This is a genomic window from Neobacillus sp. NPDC093127, from assembly GCF_044754175.1.
Lineage (GTDB): Bacteria > Bacillota > Bacilli > Bacillales > Cytobacillaceae > Neobacillus.
This window is the reverse complement of record NZ_JBIVOP010000032.1, coordinates 13,045-30,849: the sequence shown is the minus strand read 5'-3', so window position 1 is coordinate 30,849 and position 17,805 is coordinate 13,045. Positions and strand designations below refer to the sequence as shown.

Below are 17,805 nucleotides of genomic sequence, written 5' to 3'. Positions count from 1 at the left end.
TTCACTCTTTTCTTTTATCATTTATTGATTGCATGGATAGCTATTTTTTCAGCAGCCAAAGCCGCTTCTCTTACAGCTTCTGTTAATGTAGGATGTGCATGAATGGTTTCGATTAAATCTTCAATAGTGGCTTCCATTCCTATGGCTAATGCGCATTCAGCAATGATGTCGGTTGCTCTTGGCCCTAAGATATGGACACCAAGGATTTCTTTAAACTCTTTGCCGAGAATAACCTTGACCATACCTTCTCCGCCATTCATGATGAGAGCCTTTCCATTAGACATAAGGGGGAAATTACCTGTTATATATTCAATGCCCTTCTCTTTTGCGTTTTCTTCCGTTAAACCTACCCCTGCAAATTCAGGATTAGTATAGATGCAGGAAGGAACTGTTTTACCATTATAAGAAGCCTCTAAACCCATTGCATTTTCGGCAGCCACTTCACCCTGTACAGAAGCTACATGTGCTAACATGACTTGTCCCAAACAGTCTCCTATTGCGTAGATATCAGGAACATTTGTTTCCATTTTATGATTCACTCGAATTTTGCCATTGTCGTTCTCAATTCCAGCCTTTTCAAGATTCAATGCTTTTGTATTAGCTCTTCTTCCAACTGCTACAAGAACCTTTTCAGCTTCAAAACATTTCCCTTCGCCTTTGTATTCAACATTTACTTTGGCTCCTACGGATGACGATTCAACAGACTGCACTTTCGCCTCTGTATAAATCTCAATACCGCTCTTTTCCATTTTATTTCTTAATAAAGCTGTTAATTCACCTTCCATCAATGGAAGAAGTTTAGGTAATGCTTCGATGATGGTTACTTTTGTACCGAATTGACTGTAGATGGATGCAAATTCTACACCGATTACCCCTCCTCCAATGATAAGAAGTGATTTAGGAATTTCCGCAAGGGAAAGGGCACCTGTAGAATTAATACAATGATCATTTTCTTTTACACCTGGAATCGGCGGGATGGCTGGAACGGATCCAGTTGCAATAATTATTTTTCCGCCACTTAATGTTTCTTTTGTTCCATCTGCTTTGGTTACGAACAATGTATCAGAAGAGACGAATTCAGCCGTTCCGTTTATTACTTTAATTTTATTTGCCCTCATTAAGCCGTTTATGCCATTTACAAGCTGACTGGAGACACTATCCTTTTTCTTCAATACCTTTTTCCAATCAAAACCAGTTACATTCACATTAATGCCGAAATCATTTGCATGATTCGCTTCCGCTAATAAATCCGCAGCATGCAGCAGTACTTTTGTAGGGATACAGCCCACATTTAAGCAGGTACCACCTAATTTACTTTTTTCAATTAATGTTACTCTTCCACCTAGTTGGGCCGCTCTAATTGCTGCCACATATCCACCAGGCCCTCCTCCAACGACAATGACTTCTTGGTTTTCATTAGACAATTTTACTATCCCCCCTATGTGTAAACTCATTGTATAGATTTATTTAAATGGTTCTTTTTATACTAAATATTAGAGAATAATAGTAATCGGATCTTCGAGTAATTTCTTGATGTCTAGTTGGAATACAGCTGCTTCTGAACCGTCAAGAAGTCGATGATCGAATGTCAAAGAAATGGTCAATACTTGTTTCTTAAATACATTGCCTTCATCATCCATATCCAGTTCACTTTGAATCGTATTGACACCAAGAATCGCCGCATTTGGTTGATTAATGATTGGAGTAAAAGATGTAACACCGTACATACCTAAATTAGAGATGGTAAATGTCGAACCTGCATATTCATCCATATTGAGTTTTCCTTCACGTGCTCTTACTGCTAGATTTTTTGCCGTTTCCGATAATTCTTCGATTCCCATTTTATCTGCATCTTTTATTACTGGTACAATAAGGCCTTCTTCTAATGAGACAGCCATACCAAGATTTACATGAGCGCGTTTAATGATCTTGTCTCCATCCAGACTTACTAAAATATTGTTATTCTTTTTCAACGCCTTAGCTACAGCTTTTAACATAAAATCATTTACCGATAATTTTGTTTCTCTGTTTGCATTAAGTTGTTTCCTGAACTCCATTAATTTTGTGACATCAATTTTTACATCTTGAGTAACAACTGGGATCTCATTGTGAGATTTGAACATTCTTTCCGCAATGGTTTTTCTCATTCCGCTGAGTTTAACAACTGTATCACCATCCATTAATTCAATATTTCCACTTTGCGTTGCAGCAGGTTCTGCAGAAACTTGGGAAGGAGCAGCCGGTTTTGACTCTTCTGCCTTTTTCAGAATATCCTGTTGGACAATTCTTCCCCCAGGACCGGTTCCTTTAAGACTTGTAAATTCTACCCCCAGTTTTTTGGCTGTTTTTTTAGCAAGAGGTGAGATTTTGATTCTTCCCCCCATCTGTACTGGTAAAGTTTCTTCTGTTTCTACTATTTTTACTTCTTCCTCAACGGGAACAACTTCTTCTACTGCAGCTTCATCTACTATACCTACTGTTTCACCCGCTTCACCAATGTAGGCGAGTAGGCCTTTTACAGGAATGTCTTCTCCTTCTTGTGCCACTATTTTCAATAGGACGCCATTTGCTTCACTTTCAACTTCACTCGTCAATTTATCTGTTTGGATCTCTACAATCGGATCTCCGATCTTTACTTCGTCACCCTCTTGTTTCAGCCATTGGTCTATGGTTCCTTCTTCCATCGTAAGACCTAACTGTGGCATTCTAATTTCAAAAGCCATGTCTATTACCCTCCAAACTATTTCTTTATTTTTATAGATTATTTCTAGCGATCAATCGTAAATATACTTTTTAGATTAAGCTAAACTAACCGCTTTATTTAACACTTTCTTAACGGCAACAGTAATATCATTCACTTGTGGGAAATTTACATCCTCGAGTGGCGGACTGAAAGGTGATACGATATTAAGTCCCGCTACCCTTTCAACAGGTGAATCTAGTTCATCAAATAGTTCCTCCATAATTTGTGCACTAATTTCACCGCCGAAACCGCCTCTTTTCACTCCTTCTTCAACTACGACTACATTATGCGTTTTTAAAACTGACTTTTTAATTGCTTCCCAATCAAGCGGAACTAAGGTACGAAGATCTAATACTTCCACATCAATACCTGATTTCGCAAATTCTTTAGCAGCATCTAAGGCGAAATAAACCTGTCTGCTCCAAGTGATAATGGTTACATCTTTCCCTTCTCTTTTGACATCCGCTTCACCTAGCGGGATCACATATTCTTCTTCAGGAACTTCTTCCTTCTTAGCATAAAGGAGTTTATGCTCCAGGAAGATAACAGGGTCATTATCTCTAATCGCTGCTTTCATTAAACCTTTTGCATCTTTAGCGGTTGACGGACAAACCACTTTTAAACCGGGGATATGTGCAAATAACGCTTCCAAACACTGTGAATGCTGACCGGCATTTCTGCGTCCTGCTCCCATAGGCGCCCGAATCACCATTGGGATGGTCATTTGTCCACCAGTCATATATCGTAATTTCGCAGCTTGGTTCATAACAGGGTCTAGGCTCACACTAATAAAGTCGTTGTACATTAATTCAACTACTGGTCTAATGCCTCTCATGGCCGCACCTACTGCCATCCCTGTAAATCCTAACTCAGAAATAGGTGTTTCAATTACTCGATCCGGACCAAATTCATCTAAAAATCCCAATGTCAAAGCAAAAGGGCTGCCCATTTTTCCTAAATCTTCACCCACCATAATGACATTTTCATCCCTTACCATTTCTTCATGCATTCCTTCTCTTATTGCCGCACTAACGCTTATTTTTTTGCTCATCGTATAACACTCCTTTCATTGTCCTGAGAATATACATCAGTTGTTACTTCACTAAGATCAGGATAGGGAGAATTAACAGCAAATTCATATGCCTCCTCAATTTCCTTTTTCATAGCTCCATCGATTTCTACTAATTCTGCCTCAGTCACATCATTTTCAAGTAAGTATTCTTTAAATCTCTTAATTGCATCTTTTTGATATGCTTCTTCAATATATTCTTTTGGTCGATAGCTTGATGGATCCCCACAATAATGGCCTTCATGTCTAAACGTTTCACACTCGATGATAGATGGCCCGTTACCAGCTCTTGCATAATCCACCGCTTCCTTGACTGCTTCATACACGGCCAATACATTATTTCCATCCACTGTTTTACCTGGAATATTATAGGCTACAGACCTTATAGATAGATTGGGTGTGTTTGTAACTGATTTGATATCAACCGAAACCCCAAGCCCATTATTTTCGATTAAATACACAACAGGAAGTTTCCAAGTTGCAGCCATATTAATGGATTCATGGAATCCACCCGTATTTGCACCAGAGTCGCCGAAGAAACAAAGAGTTACTTCATCTGTTCCCTTAATTTTTGAAGCTAGACCAGACCCTGTCGCAATTGGGATACCTGCACCAACAATCCCGTTTGCTCCAAGAATCCCCAAGTTCACATCTACAATATGCATGGATCCGCCTTTTCCTTTACAATAGCCTGTTGCTTTACCAAAAAGCTCAGCCATTGTTTTATCCGTTTTAGCTCCTTTTCCGATACAATGACCGTGTCCTCGGTGAGTACTTGTAATAAAATCTCTTTCCTCAAGGGCATAGTTTGCCCCAACTGCTGTTGCTTCCTGGCCAATACAAAGATGAATATTTCCTGCTAACATTCCTTTGTTGAAGCATTCTCCTGCTTTTGTTTCGAACGTTCTGATTCTCACCATTTCTTCATACAACTTAACTAAAAATTCTTTTGAATATTGATTTTCTGTTTCAATCCTACTTTTTACGTTAACCAATTTCTCCACATCCTTCTGATCATTAGACTTTTTAGGGAAAAGCAAAATGGGCTTTAAATGCAAAACTTCTGCATTATACTGAGTTGCTATAGATATCTTCAACCCCCTTTGTCGGCCCTTTGCTGCTTTCCGTTTAAAACCATCCAGCCATTCAATTTTTAGTCTGAAAGGCCTTTCATTTCTTTCAACAAGGTTTTTAAAACTCATAAATATTGAATGCAATTATTGTGCCAAAATTTAAGCTAGGCAAATATTTTAAATAACTCTACAAAAAAGAAAATGCCAAAACACATTTGTCATGTGTTTTAGCATTTGTTTGTAAAAACCAAAAAAATATTATTGAATCACAGCCCATATCTTTTTTTCTTTCGGGCTAAGGTAGTAAGATCAATTCCTAAAACATCTGCACAACTCTTCATAGGCCGATACTTTGATAGATAGTAAGAAAGAATTTTCTTTTCATATTCATCCATTAGGTTCTTAAGCTGGGGGTCTGGAGTTTCGTCTGTAGAACCTTCAATTAGGTTATCATTCGATTTATTGATTTTATTTCGCATATTAGCTGGAATAATTGTGTCATTCACCACATTTCCATCCGAAATAATCATGAGTCTCTCGACTAAATTTTTTAATTCACGAATATTCCCTGGCCAACCATAAGAAAGAAATAATTTAATTATATTCGGCGAAAAAGACTTATTAATATGATGTTTTTCATTAAACATTTTAAGGAAATGTTCAATAAGTACGATGATATCTTCAGGTCTTTCTCGAAGTGGTGGAATAGTAATAGACAATACATTTAACCGAAAGTAAAGGTCCTGCCTAAACTGTTTTTCTTTAATCATTTTTTCTAAATCTGCATTGGTTGCAGCTATGACTCTAACATCTATTGGTATTTGTTTGGTTCCCCCTACTCTCTGAATTTTCATATCCTGCAATACTCCAAGTAATTTTACCTGGAGGGCAAAGGGCATTTCTCCAATTTCATCTAAAAAAATTGTCCCGCCATTGGCTACTTCAAATAACCCTGCTTTTCCACTGCGGTTAGCACCGGAAAATGCACCGGCTTCGTATCCAAATAGTTCTGATTCCAATAACTGTTCAGGAATGGCTCCACAGTTGATTTTTACAAAAGGTCCTTTATTGGTTCGGGAATCAATAAAATGTATGTAGTTGGCTAAAACATCTTTTCCGGTCCCAGATTCCCCTAGGATTAAAATAGGAGTATTCACTTTAGAAAATTTATGAGCAAGGACAATAATTTTCTCCATTAATTCACTTTGAAAGACTATTTGACTGCCATTTTCCTTCGTTCGTTGAACCTCTTGCAAGGTTTGTCTAAAAGATTCAGAAAGTGCATATGTTTCATCCAGCTGATGTTTTAATTTATTTAGTTCTGTAATATCTCTAACATTTTGAAATGTAAAAATAAGTTTACCTTCATCATCAAAAATAGGTGTAGCGGAAACTAAAGCTTCTATTCCTGTGGAGTATTTAACTGACTTTGTTGTAGTAACTCCTTTTGATATAGCTTCAATGGATGCAGAATCTTTCATCCAGCCATTTTCAATTAATTCTACCGCTGTATAGTTATCTAACTGCGATGGCAGTAACCCTGACATTTGTAAAAAAGATTGATTATACCATATGGTTTGTCCCCTTGAATTCGTAATTGTAACACCATCAAATGAACTGCCAATGAGTTTGCGAAGTAAAAATTCAGATTTATCCTTAAAAAAATCTTCTAGATGTTCCATCGAAATACTCCTCCGTTCCATTTTTCAGAAAAATAGCACTTTTGCTATAATTATAGCAAAAATGCTAATGCAATAACGCAATATTTTATTATTTTATCCTAGTGGGAATATTCACCACACTCGTCAATCTATTCTTCTAGTTTATTGGTTTCCACTTAACGACTTCCGTATTTTTACAAAACAGCAACTTTTGAGGTATGCTTTTTCTAACAAAATAATTTGAAATCCAAGAACCTGTGGGAAATTTAATAATTAATCGATAATCGGTGAGAAACGTTTCCATAATTATCACCTCCTTTCCTTAATCAGAAGGAGAGTGACAACCAACCACCCTCACAATATTCAGTTGCACCTCTGGATTATCATTTATTTTCCGCAATTACTTTAACGTTTATTTGAAAACAACTTCAGTACGTTTTATCCATATAAATAGGTTCAGTTCTGCTCCGTAAACAGCAGAACTGAACCCTAAATTTTTGTGTTGAAATGGAAATATAGCGCAAGTTTTATACAACACTTTCTTCTACCAAAAGTCAGTAGAGCCCTCCTTTTCCTCAAAAAGCAGTGAAATCAAACCAATTTTCACTCGTTATTACCAAACAGCCTCTCGACAAACTTCGTACCCCAAAAAACACTTAACCCCCTCTTTAACTGCAAATGCAACAAATCTAATCAATCGTTTGATTAACAAGAAATTTACGACTTAATCGTTTGATTAAATGCGGCCAGAACCCTTATGTAAAACGAACTCAGGTCAGTTTGTGAGAAGAATTTCTGTCGATGAAAGGTCCCCATCTTCGATAACTATCTTCAATAGTAACTTATAAAAACTATCAATCTACAAAAATTGGCACGTTTTGATACTAAACAAACGGTTAATTAAACTACCCACACCACTGGTAAATAGCGAGTTGCTATTATAAAAGGAGTCGAAATATGTAACCCCGATACCCAACGACATTTCTTCTAACACATCACCCTAAGTACAATGAAACATGAAAACCTCCTTCCCCTGCTTCATTTTGTATAAACTATGAAAAAAGTGTCCATCCTAAAGCTATAAAAATAGTTTAATATGTAGGGGGATGGCCAATGAGTACTGAAGAATTAACTAAAATTATCGCGGTGAAAAAAATGGATTTAGAGGAATGTGAACAGGAGCTTAACACACGATACTACCCATCAGTTGTAAGATTGGCAATGACACGTTACATAACAGAGTTGCGGCACCAATTAGAAATGGTTAATGGCGAAGAATTAAACAAGATTGAAAATAGCTGAAAAAGAAGACCACGAGAACTGTCTCCGTGGTTCCTTTACCGCATAAAACTTTAGCTGAGTGGGGGTCTCTGACCTCACTGGCCCCCCGTTAGCTAAATACGATTTTCACAAACTCGCTTACAAATATAAAATATTCTTATCATTTAAGTATCCAAAAAATCATTTATTCCAATAGGCTTTTGCTTCTTCCTCAAGTACCTTTAATCTTTTGTAGTAATCAGGAAACTCGTTAAGATGAGCCAGTGCAATTTTCCCAGTAATAATAGGATCATCGCCTGTAACATTCGTTTGGCTGGATATTTTTCCATGTTCAAGCTCTGTATTTACTCCCATCCAAAACTCATCTAAATCAAACTTGCTTTTATTAAAGTCAATGCCTAAAAGTAAAGCAATTGCTGCTGCTTCCTCTTTGGAAAAAGACTTAGCCCTAGTTCCAGAACGATTATTTCTATACCCTTTTGGACTTCCGGTGGTTGAATATAGATATTGCGTACCATACCTATAACCGTTAACGAGGTGGTTCAAATACGGATTATTATAGTAGTACAAAACACATCTCTCCTAAAAAGGTAGTTATCAACAATATACGTTAGTTACCTTTTTATGTGCATGTCTTCTATTAAACTTACGAACGCCGTTAGGTGGTCTCCAAAATATGCCTTATTTGAACTGACCAGTACAAGCAAATGTGGGATAAAAGTCGATAATTTAAACTCAGTTTTTGTTAGGGAAATCAATCCTAAAGATTTCCCCTACCTATCAAAAAGGGACTTTGCGGTGATTAATGAAAACAATAGCTACAGTATTTCAGACTTCCAAGAGGATGATTCAACGTTCTAATAGGAGAACCCTAGAAATCCTACTGGCTAGGAACCCGCAGCCAGCTATGTCAAACCAAAACAAAGAAAGGTAAGAGCTCCTAAATTTGCTCTTACCTTTTTTCATATCGCCGCTTATTTCCGTTTAGGTATTATGTAGCTTAGAGGCGTGAAATGGGCCAATCTAATGTTTTGCCATTTGAGCAATGACACTTTAGATGGCTATTTCCGTTTTTACAACTGGTTCATTTCAGCTTTAACCGTTAGCACACCAGAGGCGTGACAGGCACCGAAATTATTAATTATAAATTTTTTTTATAAACTAATATAAAAATCCTGTATTTTTCTTATGGTCTCAATCCCGTTAAGCTATATGTAAATTGATTAACGAGGTTGTGTATATGATGAGCAACTATATTCAGAATTATCGAATTCCTACTACCATCATGAGAGGCGGAACGAGCAAAGGTTTAATATTACGCTCCATCGACCTCCCATCCAATCTCTTTCTTAGAGATCAAGTGATTTTACGCATATTTGGAAGCCCTGATACAAGCCAGATTGATGGTTTGGGAGGTGGGTCTTCCTTAACGAGTAAATTAGCGATTGTTGGTCCTCCTTCCCATCCAGATGCACATATTGATTATACTTTCGGTCAAGTCAGTCTTAATCAAAATACAATAGATTATCAGGCTACTTGCGGAAATATTGCCACAGCGGTTGGGCTCTATGCGTTAGAAGAAGGGTATACTAAATTAACTGAATCCCTGACATGTATTCGTGTCTATAACACAAATACAAAAAAAATAATTGCTATTGAAATACCTGTAGCAAATGGTCACATTCAGTATGAAGGGGATTTTAAAATTGACGGAGTTCCCGGTCATTCATCAAAAATCATGTTAAATTTCTTAGATACAGGTGGTACACATACAGGAAAAACATTGCCTACCTCCAATCCAACAGATATCATTCAGATACCGGATGGAAGGAAATTTGAAGTTTCGATTATAGACTCTATCAATCCTCTTGTCTTTGTGCGAGCTAAGGACCTAGGTATACAAGGTACTGAGTTACCCGTTCAAATAAATGGTAATCTAGAACTATTAAATACCCTTGAGAAAATTCGTGTAGAAGCAGGAATCCTTGCAGGTTTCCTTAAAAATAGAGATCATGTTACACCTTCCACACACGCATTGCCAAAAATCGCTATTGTTTCACCACCACAAGATTATGTAAATATAAATAACGAAATCATTCGAAAAGATAATTTTGATATTACATCCCGATATATTTCAATGGGGACATTACATCGAGCCTTTGCGGTTAGTGGCTCCATCGCTGTTGCGACCGCGACCCAAATTAATGGAACCATTCCGAACCAACAAGTATTTGCAGCAGGTAGCGGAATCAGAATTGGCCACCCTACAGGCATACTTTATACTGAGGCCACTGTCGAAAAGTTAGATTCCAACTGGTATGTCCCGCGCGCAGCAATCGGGAGAACGGCTAGAAGAATCATGGATGGATATGCCTATGTCCCATTTCCAATGCTTACTGCAAATGACGAAGTAGGAAAAGAAAAAATAGAAGTGCAACAGTAAGCTTGAATCCCGTCTTGATGTTTCCTCATTCGCGAAATTTCTAAACCTACTTAATCACTATAGGGCGAATTTTACCTGCGTTTTTTTCCTTAAAAGCTTCCCAATGTTGGTTTTCATCGAAAAAAATTTGTCTAAGTATGTTTGTCTCAATATATTGAAAATACCACAGCCAAAACAGCTGTGGTAGATCCAAAATTTTATTCTTATCTTTTAAGAAATGCACAGCGCCTTGTTCAGCCCCGATATAGGGAGACTTAGTCGATTGAAAAACGGCTTAGTCTCCCTTAATGCGTTCAGAAGAACATTTGACCACGAGGGGCTAGGGGCTGGGCATTTCTTGAAGTCCAATGATATAAATTCTGATAATACAAAAAAGAACCTGGGAACAATCCCAGATTCCATTTCCAAATTTAAATTAGAAAACTACATTTCCCCTCTTTTCTAGTGAATGCCTTCCTGCCGATTCACCTGCTAACTTTCCAAAGACTGCACCAGACATTAGACCTGATCCTCCAGGGTAATTTCCATAGAAAAGACCGCCGACCATTTCTCCTGCTGCGTAAAGACCTTTAATTGCATTTCCTTCCTTATTTAATACTTCACCTATCGGGCTAACACGGACTCCCCCAAATGTAAAAGTGATTCCGCAGGTGACGGGGTAGGCATAGAAAGGCGTTTTGTCTAAGCGTAAAGCCCAGTTCGTTTTTGGAGGCGTAATCCCAACGGTTCCTTTTTGATCCTTCACGGTTGGATTGTATTCTCCCTCTTGGACTGCCTCATTGTATTCCAGAATCGTTTTTAAAAATTGTCCCTTATTCACATCCATTTGGTCAGCCAATTCTTCTAGAGTATTCGCCTCATATACTGTCGCTTCTTCTAAATTGTACTCTTTACGTAACATGGAGCGAACATTCGAGTCAAATAATTGGTAGGCGATTTGGTCTGGCTGTTTTAAAATTTCCCGTCCGTATTTGGCGTAGGTATAATTTCGGAAATCTGCCCCTTCATCAACGAATCGCTCGCCATTTTTATTTATTAAAAGACCAATCGGAAAGGAAGATTTCTTATAAATATCACCTGGCTTGTTAAAGTCTCCTACTTTTGGTGCGTTAAGATCTGTCCCAATGGAATGACATCCTGACCAATCACCATACTTTTGCGCACCAAGAGCCAATGCCATAGAAAGGCCATCTCCTGTATTATATTCGGTTCCACGTACAATGGCTGCCCCCCATTCCAATCCAATATATTGGGTACGCATTTGTTTATTCGCTTCAAAACCACCACACGCCAATATAACGCTACCCGTGTTGACAGTGACAGCTTCCTCTCCTCGTTGAACGAGGACGCCTTTCAATTTATCACCTTCAGCCAAAAGTTCGATTGCCTGGGACTCATACCAAATATCGATTCCTATCTCTTTAGCCCGATCATTTAATTGCTGGACAAGACCCACGCCTTTATTATGAGTCTTTACCGGGAGCCCACCCCAAAAATGATGTTTCCCCTCATTTTTATATGATTGATTCTCATAGTTTAGTTCAAATTCAACTCCATGACTCTGCATCCACGCAATCGTCTCAAAAGACTTTGATACAAGTTGGTTCGCTAATTCGGGATCACTTTTCCCCTCTGTCACTCTCATCAAATCATGATAGTAATCGTTTTCGGAATAAACCGGCATATTAATTTGTTCAGCTTCTTCATCCGTAATACTAGGAATGACTCTTCTAATTTCTTCTATTCCTTGATAAGCAAATCGAATCGCTCCATCAGTAAAAAATGAATTTCCGCCTCTCTTGTTCAATGGAGCTTTTTCAAGAACAAGGACGTTTGCTCCCTTTTCTCGAGCTGAAATGGCCGCACAAAGTGCCGCATTTCCTGCTCCAACAACAACAACATCATAATTCATCATTTATTTCTCCTCCTCAATTAACTGATAATTCTAGTTTATTTGGAAATTACCGATAAATAAAATACCGTTATTTTATTTTGATTAATAAATTTTTTTTATAGATGCGTTGAGGAACTTTACAGATAATGTTAAGATTCTAATATACTTAATATTTAGAATATTATAGATTACGAGGTATGCAAAATGAACGAAAAAGATTGGAGAATTCTTCAAACAGTTTATCAGGAGAGAAATATTACCAAGGCTGCTGAGCGTTTATACATATCTCAGCCAGCCCTAACCTACCGAATAAAACAATTAGAGGAAGAATTTAATGTAAGAATACTTTTAAGAGGAAAAAGAGGCGTTGAATTTACTCAGGAAGGGAACTATCTAGTACTCTATTCAAATAAAATGTTGGCAGATTTGAGGAAAACGAAAGAACATCTGGAAAATATGGACACCCAAATTAGAGGAACATTAAGACTAGGGGTTGCTAGTATTTTTGCAAGATATGAGTTACCTGAGATCTTAAGTGACTTCCTAAATGAATATCCTGACATTGAAATCATCCTCAAAACTGGTTGGAGTGCTGATATGCATAATTTACTGCAGAAGGAAGAGACACATGTTGGGATTATTCGTGGGAATTATAATTGGCCGGGGAAGAAGTATTTGCTTAATGAGGAAAAGTTATTTGTCGTCTCTAAAAATAAACTTAATATAGAAAATTTGCCTAAATTCCCTAGAATTAATTACAAAACGGATCTTACATTAAAAGGATTAACGGATAGCTGGTGGCAAGAAACATTTGATACACCTCCAAACTATACAATGGAGGTCGACCGGATTGATACCTGTATTGAGATGGTGTTACACGGACTTGGATTCGCAGTTGTACCTGAAATTTCCTTAAAAGGCTATCATCAATTACATAGAATTGAAGTTTCATCAAAAAATAATAGTGAATTCTCTCGAAAGACTTGGCTAATTTTTAATGAAAGTTCCCTAGAATTATCAATTGTAAAGGCATTCGTAGATTTCATCCTCAAACGGAATACAAACGAATAAGGCACACGGATCTGATTCGTGTGCTCCCATTCGCGTTAGGTTGACCATTATTTTGTCATACTTATTTCTTTCTTCATTATTCGCCGCTCTAGAAATTTAAATACTGTTGGTAATACCGAGATGACAACGCCGATTCGGAGCACTTGCACGACCACGACGAAGGTAGAATCTGCATCTAGGGCAACAGCAGTAGCTGCCATTTCCGCAATTCCACCTGGCGCGAAGGCTAAAATAGCAGTAATCCAACTAATATCGGTTACTTTTGACATCACGGTTGCACATAGTGCCATCACCATAATTAACCCTACCGATCCAAGTGTACCGACCAATAATATCCGTTTGATTCCAACAAACATTCGACTCGAAAATCGAGAGCCGATGCTGACTCCAATTAATAGCTGTGATATGACGAGCAGCCAGTGCGGCCAATAAATGACTGAAAAACTTTCCTTATACAGACCTCCTATTGCCTGCAAAATGGCTACCACGATCATACTGCCTAGCAGCCATGGCGTAGGGAATTTTAAATATTTCGCTAGGAATGAACCACCAACAGAAAGAATCACTACTAACCCCATCCAAAGAAGTTGCTGGGCCTCCACAGGAGCATCACTGGCGATTACACTGGTATGCACGATTGCCCCAAACTTTTCACTGCTGTTCGTCCAATGAATGGCCAAAAGCGGCACTGTACCAATCACTAATAGAACTCGGATGATTTGAATGATACTAACTAAAGCAGGATTCGCCCCTATTTCTTCGGCAAAAATAGGCATGACTGATATTCCCCCAGGTGCCGTTCCAATAAAACTTGTTAAGAGATCCGTTTGACTAAATCGCCATAACAAATAACCGGAAAGAAGGGAAAAAAGAATGGATACTAGGAGGATGGTGATGACATAATGCCAACTTTCAATAAATAGGTGGAAAACGCCCGAATTCATTTTTTGTCCCAATTCTACCCCCAATATCCATTGACCGATATACATCCAGTATTTCGGAACTCCTTTTAACCCTTGGGCAGGGTGAATCCAAGACGGTATCCAAAGAGAAAAGATTCCACCGATTAGGAAGGCCCCAATCATCCAACCAACAGAAATGCCTGTTAATGAAACAAGATACCCCGAGAGGATACAGAGTAACAAAATATAAAGTTTTTTCCGATTCACCTATAAAAACCTTCTTCCTACCTCAGAAAATTTCCAATCCCACTATTAAAAGGAAAAGTCTTGCAGCATCCACAAGACTTTTTCTACTCTATCCCTTTGTTTTATTGAATACTCTTTTCGGCAAACTCATTGTTTACAACCTTTTCAAAAGGCGCATTCACTCCTTCAAACTCAACATTCAACTCATATCCACTTTTGGTTATAACCGGTGTCCGTGCAAACGCATCGAAGTTGTTTTCAAATGCGGCATCAAAGGTTTCCTTATCGAGCTTATCAAATGATTTTCTGACTATTTCTTTCGCAGCTTCTTTATTCTCACTTATAAACTTTTCCGCTTTCGCAATTGCATTTGTCATTTTTTGGATCGTTTCCGGATTCTTTTTAATAAAATCTTTCTTTGTTAGTAATGTACTATGTGCAAACCCATCTAATTCTTTAATTTCACCCTTCGACAGGTTTAGCAATAACATACCATCATCACTGCTAATGGCTTGTTCAGATGTCGGTGAAGAGAATACAAATGCCTGAATTTGATTATTCTTAAATGCTGGGAGAATGGCTTCTGCTTTCCCTAGAGGGACGATCGTTGTATCCTTATCAGGATTCAAATGTTGACTTTTTAATAAGTAGCGAACTAAACGATCACTGCCGCCGCCTGGCTGTGTAACTCCAATGCTTAAGCCCTTTAACGCCTTAATTTTCTCATCAATGGACGATTCTTCGGTTACACCTAGCTTCTGAGCCACATCTTTCCTAATCACCACATTTGATGCATATTGATTAATTAAAGAGGCAAATGCTTGAACTTCCTGACCTTTACTATTCACGTCCATTACCACGGCCAAGCCTGTTGCCCCAACCTCTGCTCCACCCCCTACTACTGCGGAAAGAACATTGGTAGACCCTCCGGCAATTGTCACTTCAACGTCCAAACCTTCTTCCTTAAAAAAGCCTTTCTCTTGGGCAACATAAATCGGTGTAAATAATAAGCTGGAAGAGGATTGAGCGATGGTTATTTTTTCTGCTTTCCCCTTTTTTCCTGCTTCGTTCGAAGATTTTTCAGCACTACAGGCCGATAATAATAACATACTTGTTAATAACCCTGCTGCAAATGTTTTTACCCTACGCATAGATTCTCCCCATTTCCTTTGGTTAGTTTGAATTATCAGTCTTCCAACGCAGGAAGCGCTTTTCAATTAATCCTGTAACGACGAAATTTAATGCAATTGAAAATAACATTAGAATAATTAAGGCCGCAAAGGTGCCACCCGTGTCATATTGTCCAGCCGAATATTGAATTAAGTAACCAACTCCTCTGTTCGAGGCAGTAATTTCACCTACAACGGCTCCAATTAAAGCATAGGGAATAGACGTTCTTAGTCCAACCATGATCCAAGAAAGTGCAGAAGGTAGAACTACTTTAAAGGTAATTTGTCTTTCAGAAGCTCCCATAATCCGAATGTTTTCCAGCATTTCTTTATCCACATTTCTAACACCAGCATAGGTATTGATAAATACTAAGAAAAACACTGTAACCGCAGCCAAGACAATTTTCATATCGATTCCAATTCCAAACCAAAGAATAAATAACGGTGCTAACGCAATCTTAGGCAAGCTGTATAAAGCCATTATAAAAGGTTCGAAAATTTTCGCTCCATATGTCCAGCGACCAAGCAAAAATCCTACAATCCCTCCTGCCAATGCACCGAATACGAACCCTAGTAACGTTTCTTGCACTGTGATGGATAGATGAAAAAACAATTCGCCACTAACCGTCCACTTGTAAATCGCATGCATAACATCATTGGGAGAGCTGATCCAAAACTTATCTATCACTCTTCCAGATAAGAAATACCAAATGAAAAGTGTAAAAATGATGATAAATAGTCTAATAATAGAAAGTTTAATAAATTCCTTCCGTTTCCTCATTTTCTTTTTAGAAAAGGCCTTCTTATTTGACTGTTCGACAATAATAGCTTCTGAACTCATTTGCTACCCTCCAATTCAAATTCAGCTTTTAGTGCACTCCAAAGAGTTGTGTGCGCTTTCATAAATTCCGGTGAAAGACGAATGTTATATACGTCTCTTGGTCTAGGAATATTGATTTCTTCGATCATTTTAATGGTCCCCGGGCGCTTACTAAATACCGCTACTCTATCGCCTAAAGAAACCGCTTCGTCAAGATCATGGGTAACAAAGATAATGGTTTTCTTCGTTTCCTTCCATATTTCTAATAATTTATCTTGCATGATTAACCGTAATTGAGCATCTAGCGCACCAAACGGTTCATCTAGTAGTAAGGTTTCCGGATTGTAGGCCAACAATTGAGCCAAACTTACCCGTTTTCGCATTCCACCGGAAAGTTCTTGAGGATAATGTTTTTCAAATCCATCCAATCCTACCATTTCAATATAGCGCCTACATCTTTTTTCTCGTTCACTTCGACTGGTCCCTTGGATTTCTAACCCCAGTTCCACATTTTTCATTACTGTTCGCCAAGGCAGCAGGTTGTCCTTTTGGGTCATATAGCCAACTTTAGTATTTACCTTCTTTACCAGCTTCCCATCATACTTGATGGTTCCCTCATCGGCCGTCATTATTCCGGCACACATATTTAGCACGGTTGATTTCCCGCAGCCGCTTGGACCAATTACTGTTAGAAACTCCCCTTTTTCAACCTCTAAATTAATATTCCGTGTTGCCCAAAATGTCTCATCATTACGTTCAAATTGTTTGGATACACCGGAAAATTTTATTAGTGCCATTTTCAACATTTCCCCTTTCGCTATAGTAATAACCTATCATAATTAAACTTAATTTTAAAATTCAAAAAATTTATAATAGTGTATAAAAATAATCTATTTAAAAAATTTAATCCAAAAAATATTATAACTTTATACCGCTTTAAACATTTATTAGAGCGGAGGTTTGACCCCGAAATCTGTAATCTTTTAAGAATTGTATTATCAATAATTTTCTGAGCATCCAGTTCCAGTTGGGTGGGGGTCTGACACCAATGTCGAGGCGATTGGTAAAGTTTATTTTTCCTCCGGAAGGGTATTTAAGTAAAAAACTCTTAGTAAGGAGATGTTAATAATGGACGAACATAAGCAGGTCGAAAGGACTGAAAGGAAGTCGGATTCCAGTAAAGTAGCTTCTACCTTTATAAAATATGCTGCTTATCTTATTATTTTTTTCGGAATACTGTGGTTTATTATAAGTTATTTGATACCGATGATTAGAGGGTAAACATGAAGAGCAACTTTATCATATATGATAAGGTTGTTTTTTTGAGCTGTAGGTTAAAATCATTTAAGGTTTGTCCATCGATGTAGTAAACGCTACAATAAAAGTTGGCCTAATTATCAAATGTTAGCTGTAAAAAATGCAAAACCTTCAAG

14 protein-coding genes are annotated in these 17,805 nt (G+C 37.8%); 3 read left to right on the top strand and 11 right to left on the bottom strand.

Annotated elements, in window-relative coordinates; translation table 11 throughout:
* Window positions 1-17: 17 nt before the first annotated feature.
* From lpdA to ACIQCO_RS26365, 5 genes are all read right to left on the bottom strand, one after another.
* Window positions 18-1,424: a dihydrolipoyl dehydrogenase gene (gene lpdA / locus ACIQCO_RS26385; protein WP_400434928.1), complete on the bottom strand. Its 1,407-nt coding sequence runs from the start codon at window positions 1,422-1,424 to the stop codon at window positions 18-20.
* Window positions 1,425-1,493: 69 nt separating this feature from the next.
* Window positions 1,494-2,723, bottom strand: a complete 1,230-nt coding sequence (locus ACIQCO_RS26380; protein ID WP_400434926.1) for a dihydrolipoamide acetyltransferase family protein — start codon at window positions 2,721-2,723, stop codon at window positions 1,494-1,496.
* Between the two features lie 75 nt (window positions 2,724-2,798).
* Window positions 2,799-3,794, bottom strand: a complete 996-nt coding sequence (locus tag ACIQCO_RS26375) for an alpha-ketoacid dehydrogenase subunit beta (RefSeq protein WP_400434924.1) — start codon at window positions 3,792-3,794, stop codon at window positions 2,799-2,801.
* Complete coding sequence (locus ACIQCO_RS26370) at window positions 3,791-4,732, bottom strand: thiamine pyrophosphate-dependent dehydrogenase E1 component subunit alpha (RefSeq protein ID WP_400434970.1); 942 nt, start codon at window positions 4,730-4,732, stop codon at window positions 3,791-3,793. Before ACIQCO_RS26370 ends, ACIQCO_RS26375 begins: the two co-directional genes overlap by 4 nt.
* Before the next feature lie 419 nt (window positions 4,733-5,151).
* Window positions 5,152-6,567 (bottom strand): sigma-54 interaction domain-containing protein, encoded by a 1,416-nt coding sequence (locus ACIQCO_RS26365; RefSeq protein ID WP_400434922.1) that lies wholly within the window; start codon window positions 6,565-6,567, stop codon window positions 5,152-5,154.
* A gap of 1,092 nt (window positions 6,568-7,659) precedes the next feature.
* On the opposite strand from ACIQCO_RS26365, the gene ACIQCO_RS26360 reads away from it, so the two are divergent.
* Entirely contained in the window at window positions 7,660-7,848 is a 189-nt protein-coding gene (locus tag ACIQCO_RS26360; RefSeq protein WP_400434920.1) for a hypothetical protein, read from the top strand.
* Between the two features lie 159 nt (window positions 7,849-8,007).
* On the opposite strand, the gene ACIQCO_RS26355 is transcribed toward ACIQCO_RS26360, so the two are convergent.
* Window positions 8,008-8,397 (bottom strand): DUF5661 family protein, encoded by a 390-nt coding sequence (locus ACIQCO_RS26355; RefSeq protein WP_400434918.1) that lies wholly within the window; start codon window positions 8,395-8,397, stop codon window positions 8,008-8,010.
* Window positions 8,398-9,070: 673 nt separating this feature from the next.
* Between ACIQCO_RS26355 and ACIQCO_RS26350 the strand changes: the two genes are divergently transcribed.
* Window positions 9,071-10,270, top strand: coding sequence for a 2-methylaconitate cis-trans isomerase PrpF family protein (locus ACIQCO_RS26350; protein ID WP_400434916.1), 1,200 nt, complete (start codon window positions 9,071-9,073; stop codon window positions 10,268-10,270).
* A gap of 415 nt (window positions 10,271-10,685) precedes the next feature.
* Here ACIQCO_RS26350 and tcuA read toward each other — a convergent pair whose 3' ends face one another.
* On the bottom strand, window positions 10,686-12,185 hold the full coding sequence (gene tcuA / locus ACIQCO_RS26345) for an FAD-dependent tricarballylate dehydrogenase TcuA (protein ID WP_400434914.1): 1,500 nt from the start codon (window positions 12,183-12,185) through the stop codon (window positions 10,686-10,688).
* A gap of 183 nt (window positions 12,186-12,368) precedes the next feature.
* Here tcuA and ACIQCO_RS26340 point away from each other — a divergent pair, with 183 nt between their 5' ends.
* Complete coding sequence (locus tag ACIQCO_RS26340) at window positions 12,369-13,235, top strand: LysR family transcriptional regulator (RefSeq protein WP_400434912.1); 867 nt, start codon at window positions 12,369-12,371, stop codon at window positions 13,233-13,235.
* Window positions 13,236-13,282: 47 nt separating this feature from the next.
* Here ACIQCO_RS26340 and ACIQCO_RS26335 read toward each other — a convergent pair whose 3' ends face one another.
* The 4 genes from ACIQCO_RS26335 to ACIQCO_RS26320 form a co-directional block, all read right to left on the bottom strand.
* On the bottom strand, window positions 13,283-14,404 hold the full coding sequence (locus tag ACIQCO_RS26335; RefSeq protein WP_400434910.1) for an AbrB family transcriptional regulator: 1,122 nt from the start codon (window positions 14,402-14,404) through the stop codon (window positions 13,283-13,285).
* A gap of 101 nt (window positions 14,405-14,505) precedes the next feature.
* Window positions 14,506-15,534 (bottom strand): ABC transporter substrate-binding protein, encoded by a 1,029-nt coding sequence (locus ACIQCO_RS26330; protein WP_400434908.1) that lies wholly within the window; start codon window positions 15,532-15,534, stop codon window positions 14,506-14,508.
* Between the two features lie 22 nt (window positions 15,535-15,556).
* Window positions 15,557-16,393, bottom strand: coding sequence for an ABC transporter permease (locus ACIQCO_RS26325; RefSeq protein WP_400434906.1), 837 nt, complete (start codon window positions 16,391-16,393; stop codon window positions 15,557-15,559).
* A complete protein-coding gene (locus tag ACIQCO_RS26320) occupies window positions 16,390-17,169 on the bottom strand; it encodes an ABC transporter ATP-binding protein (protein WP_400434904.1) in 780 nt (259 codons plus the stop codon). The genes ACIQCO_RS26325 and ACIQCO_RS26320 overlap by 4 nt, the downstream gene beginning before the upstream one ends.
* Window positions 17,170-17,805: the final 636 nt, after the last annotated feature.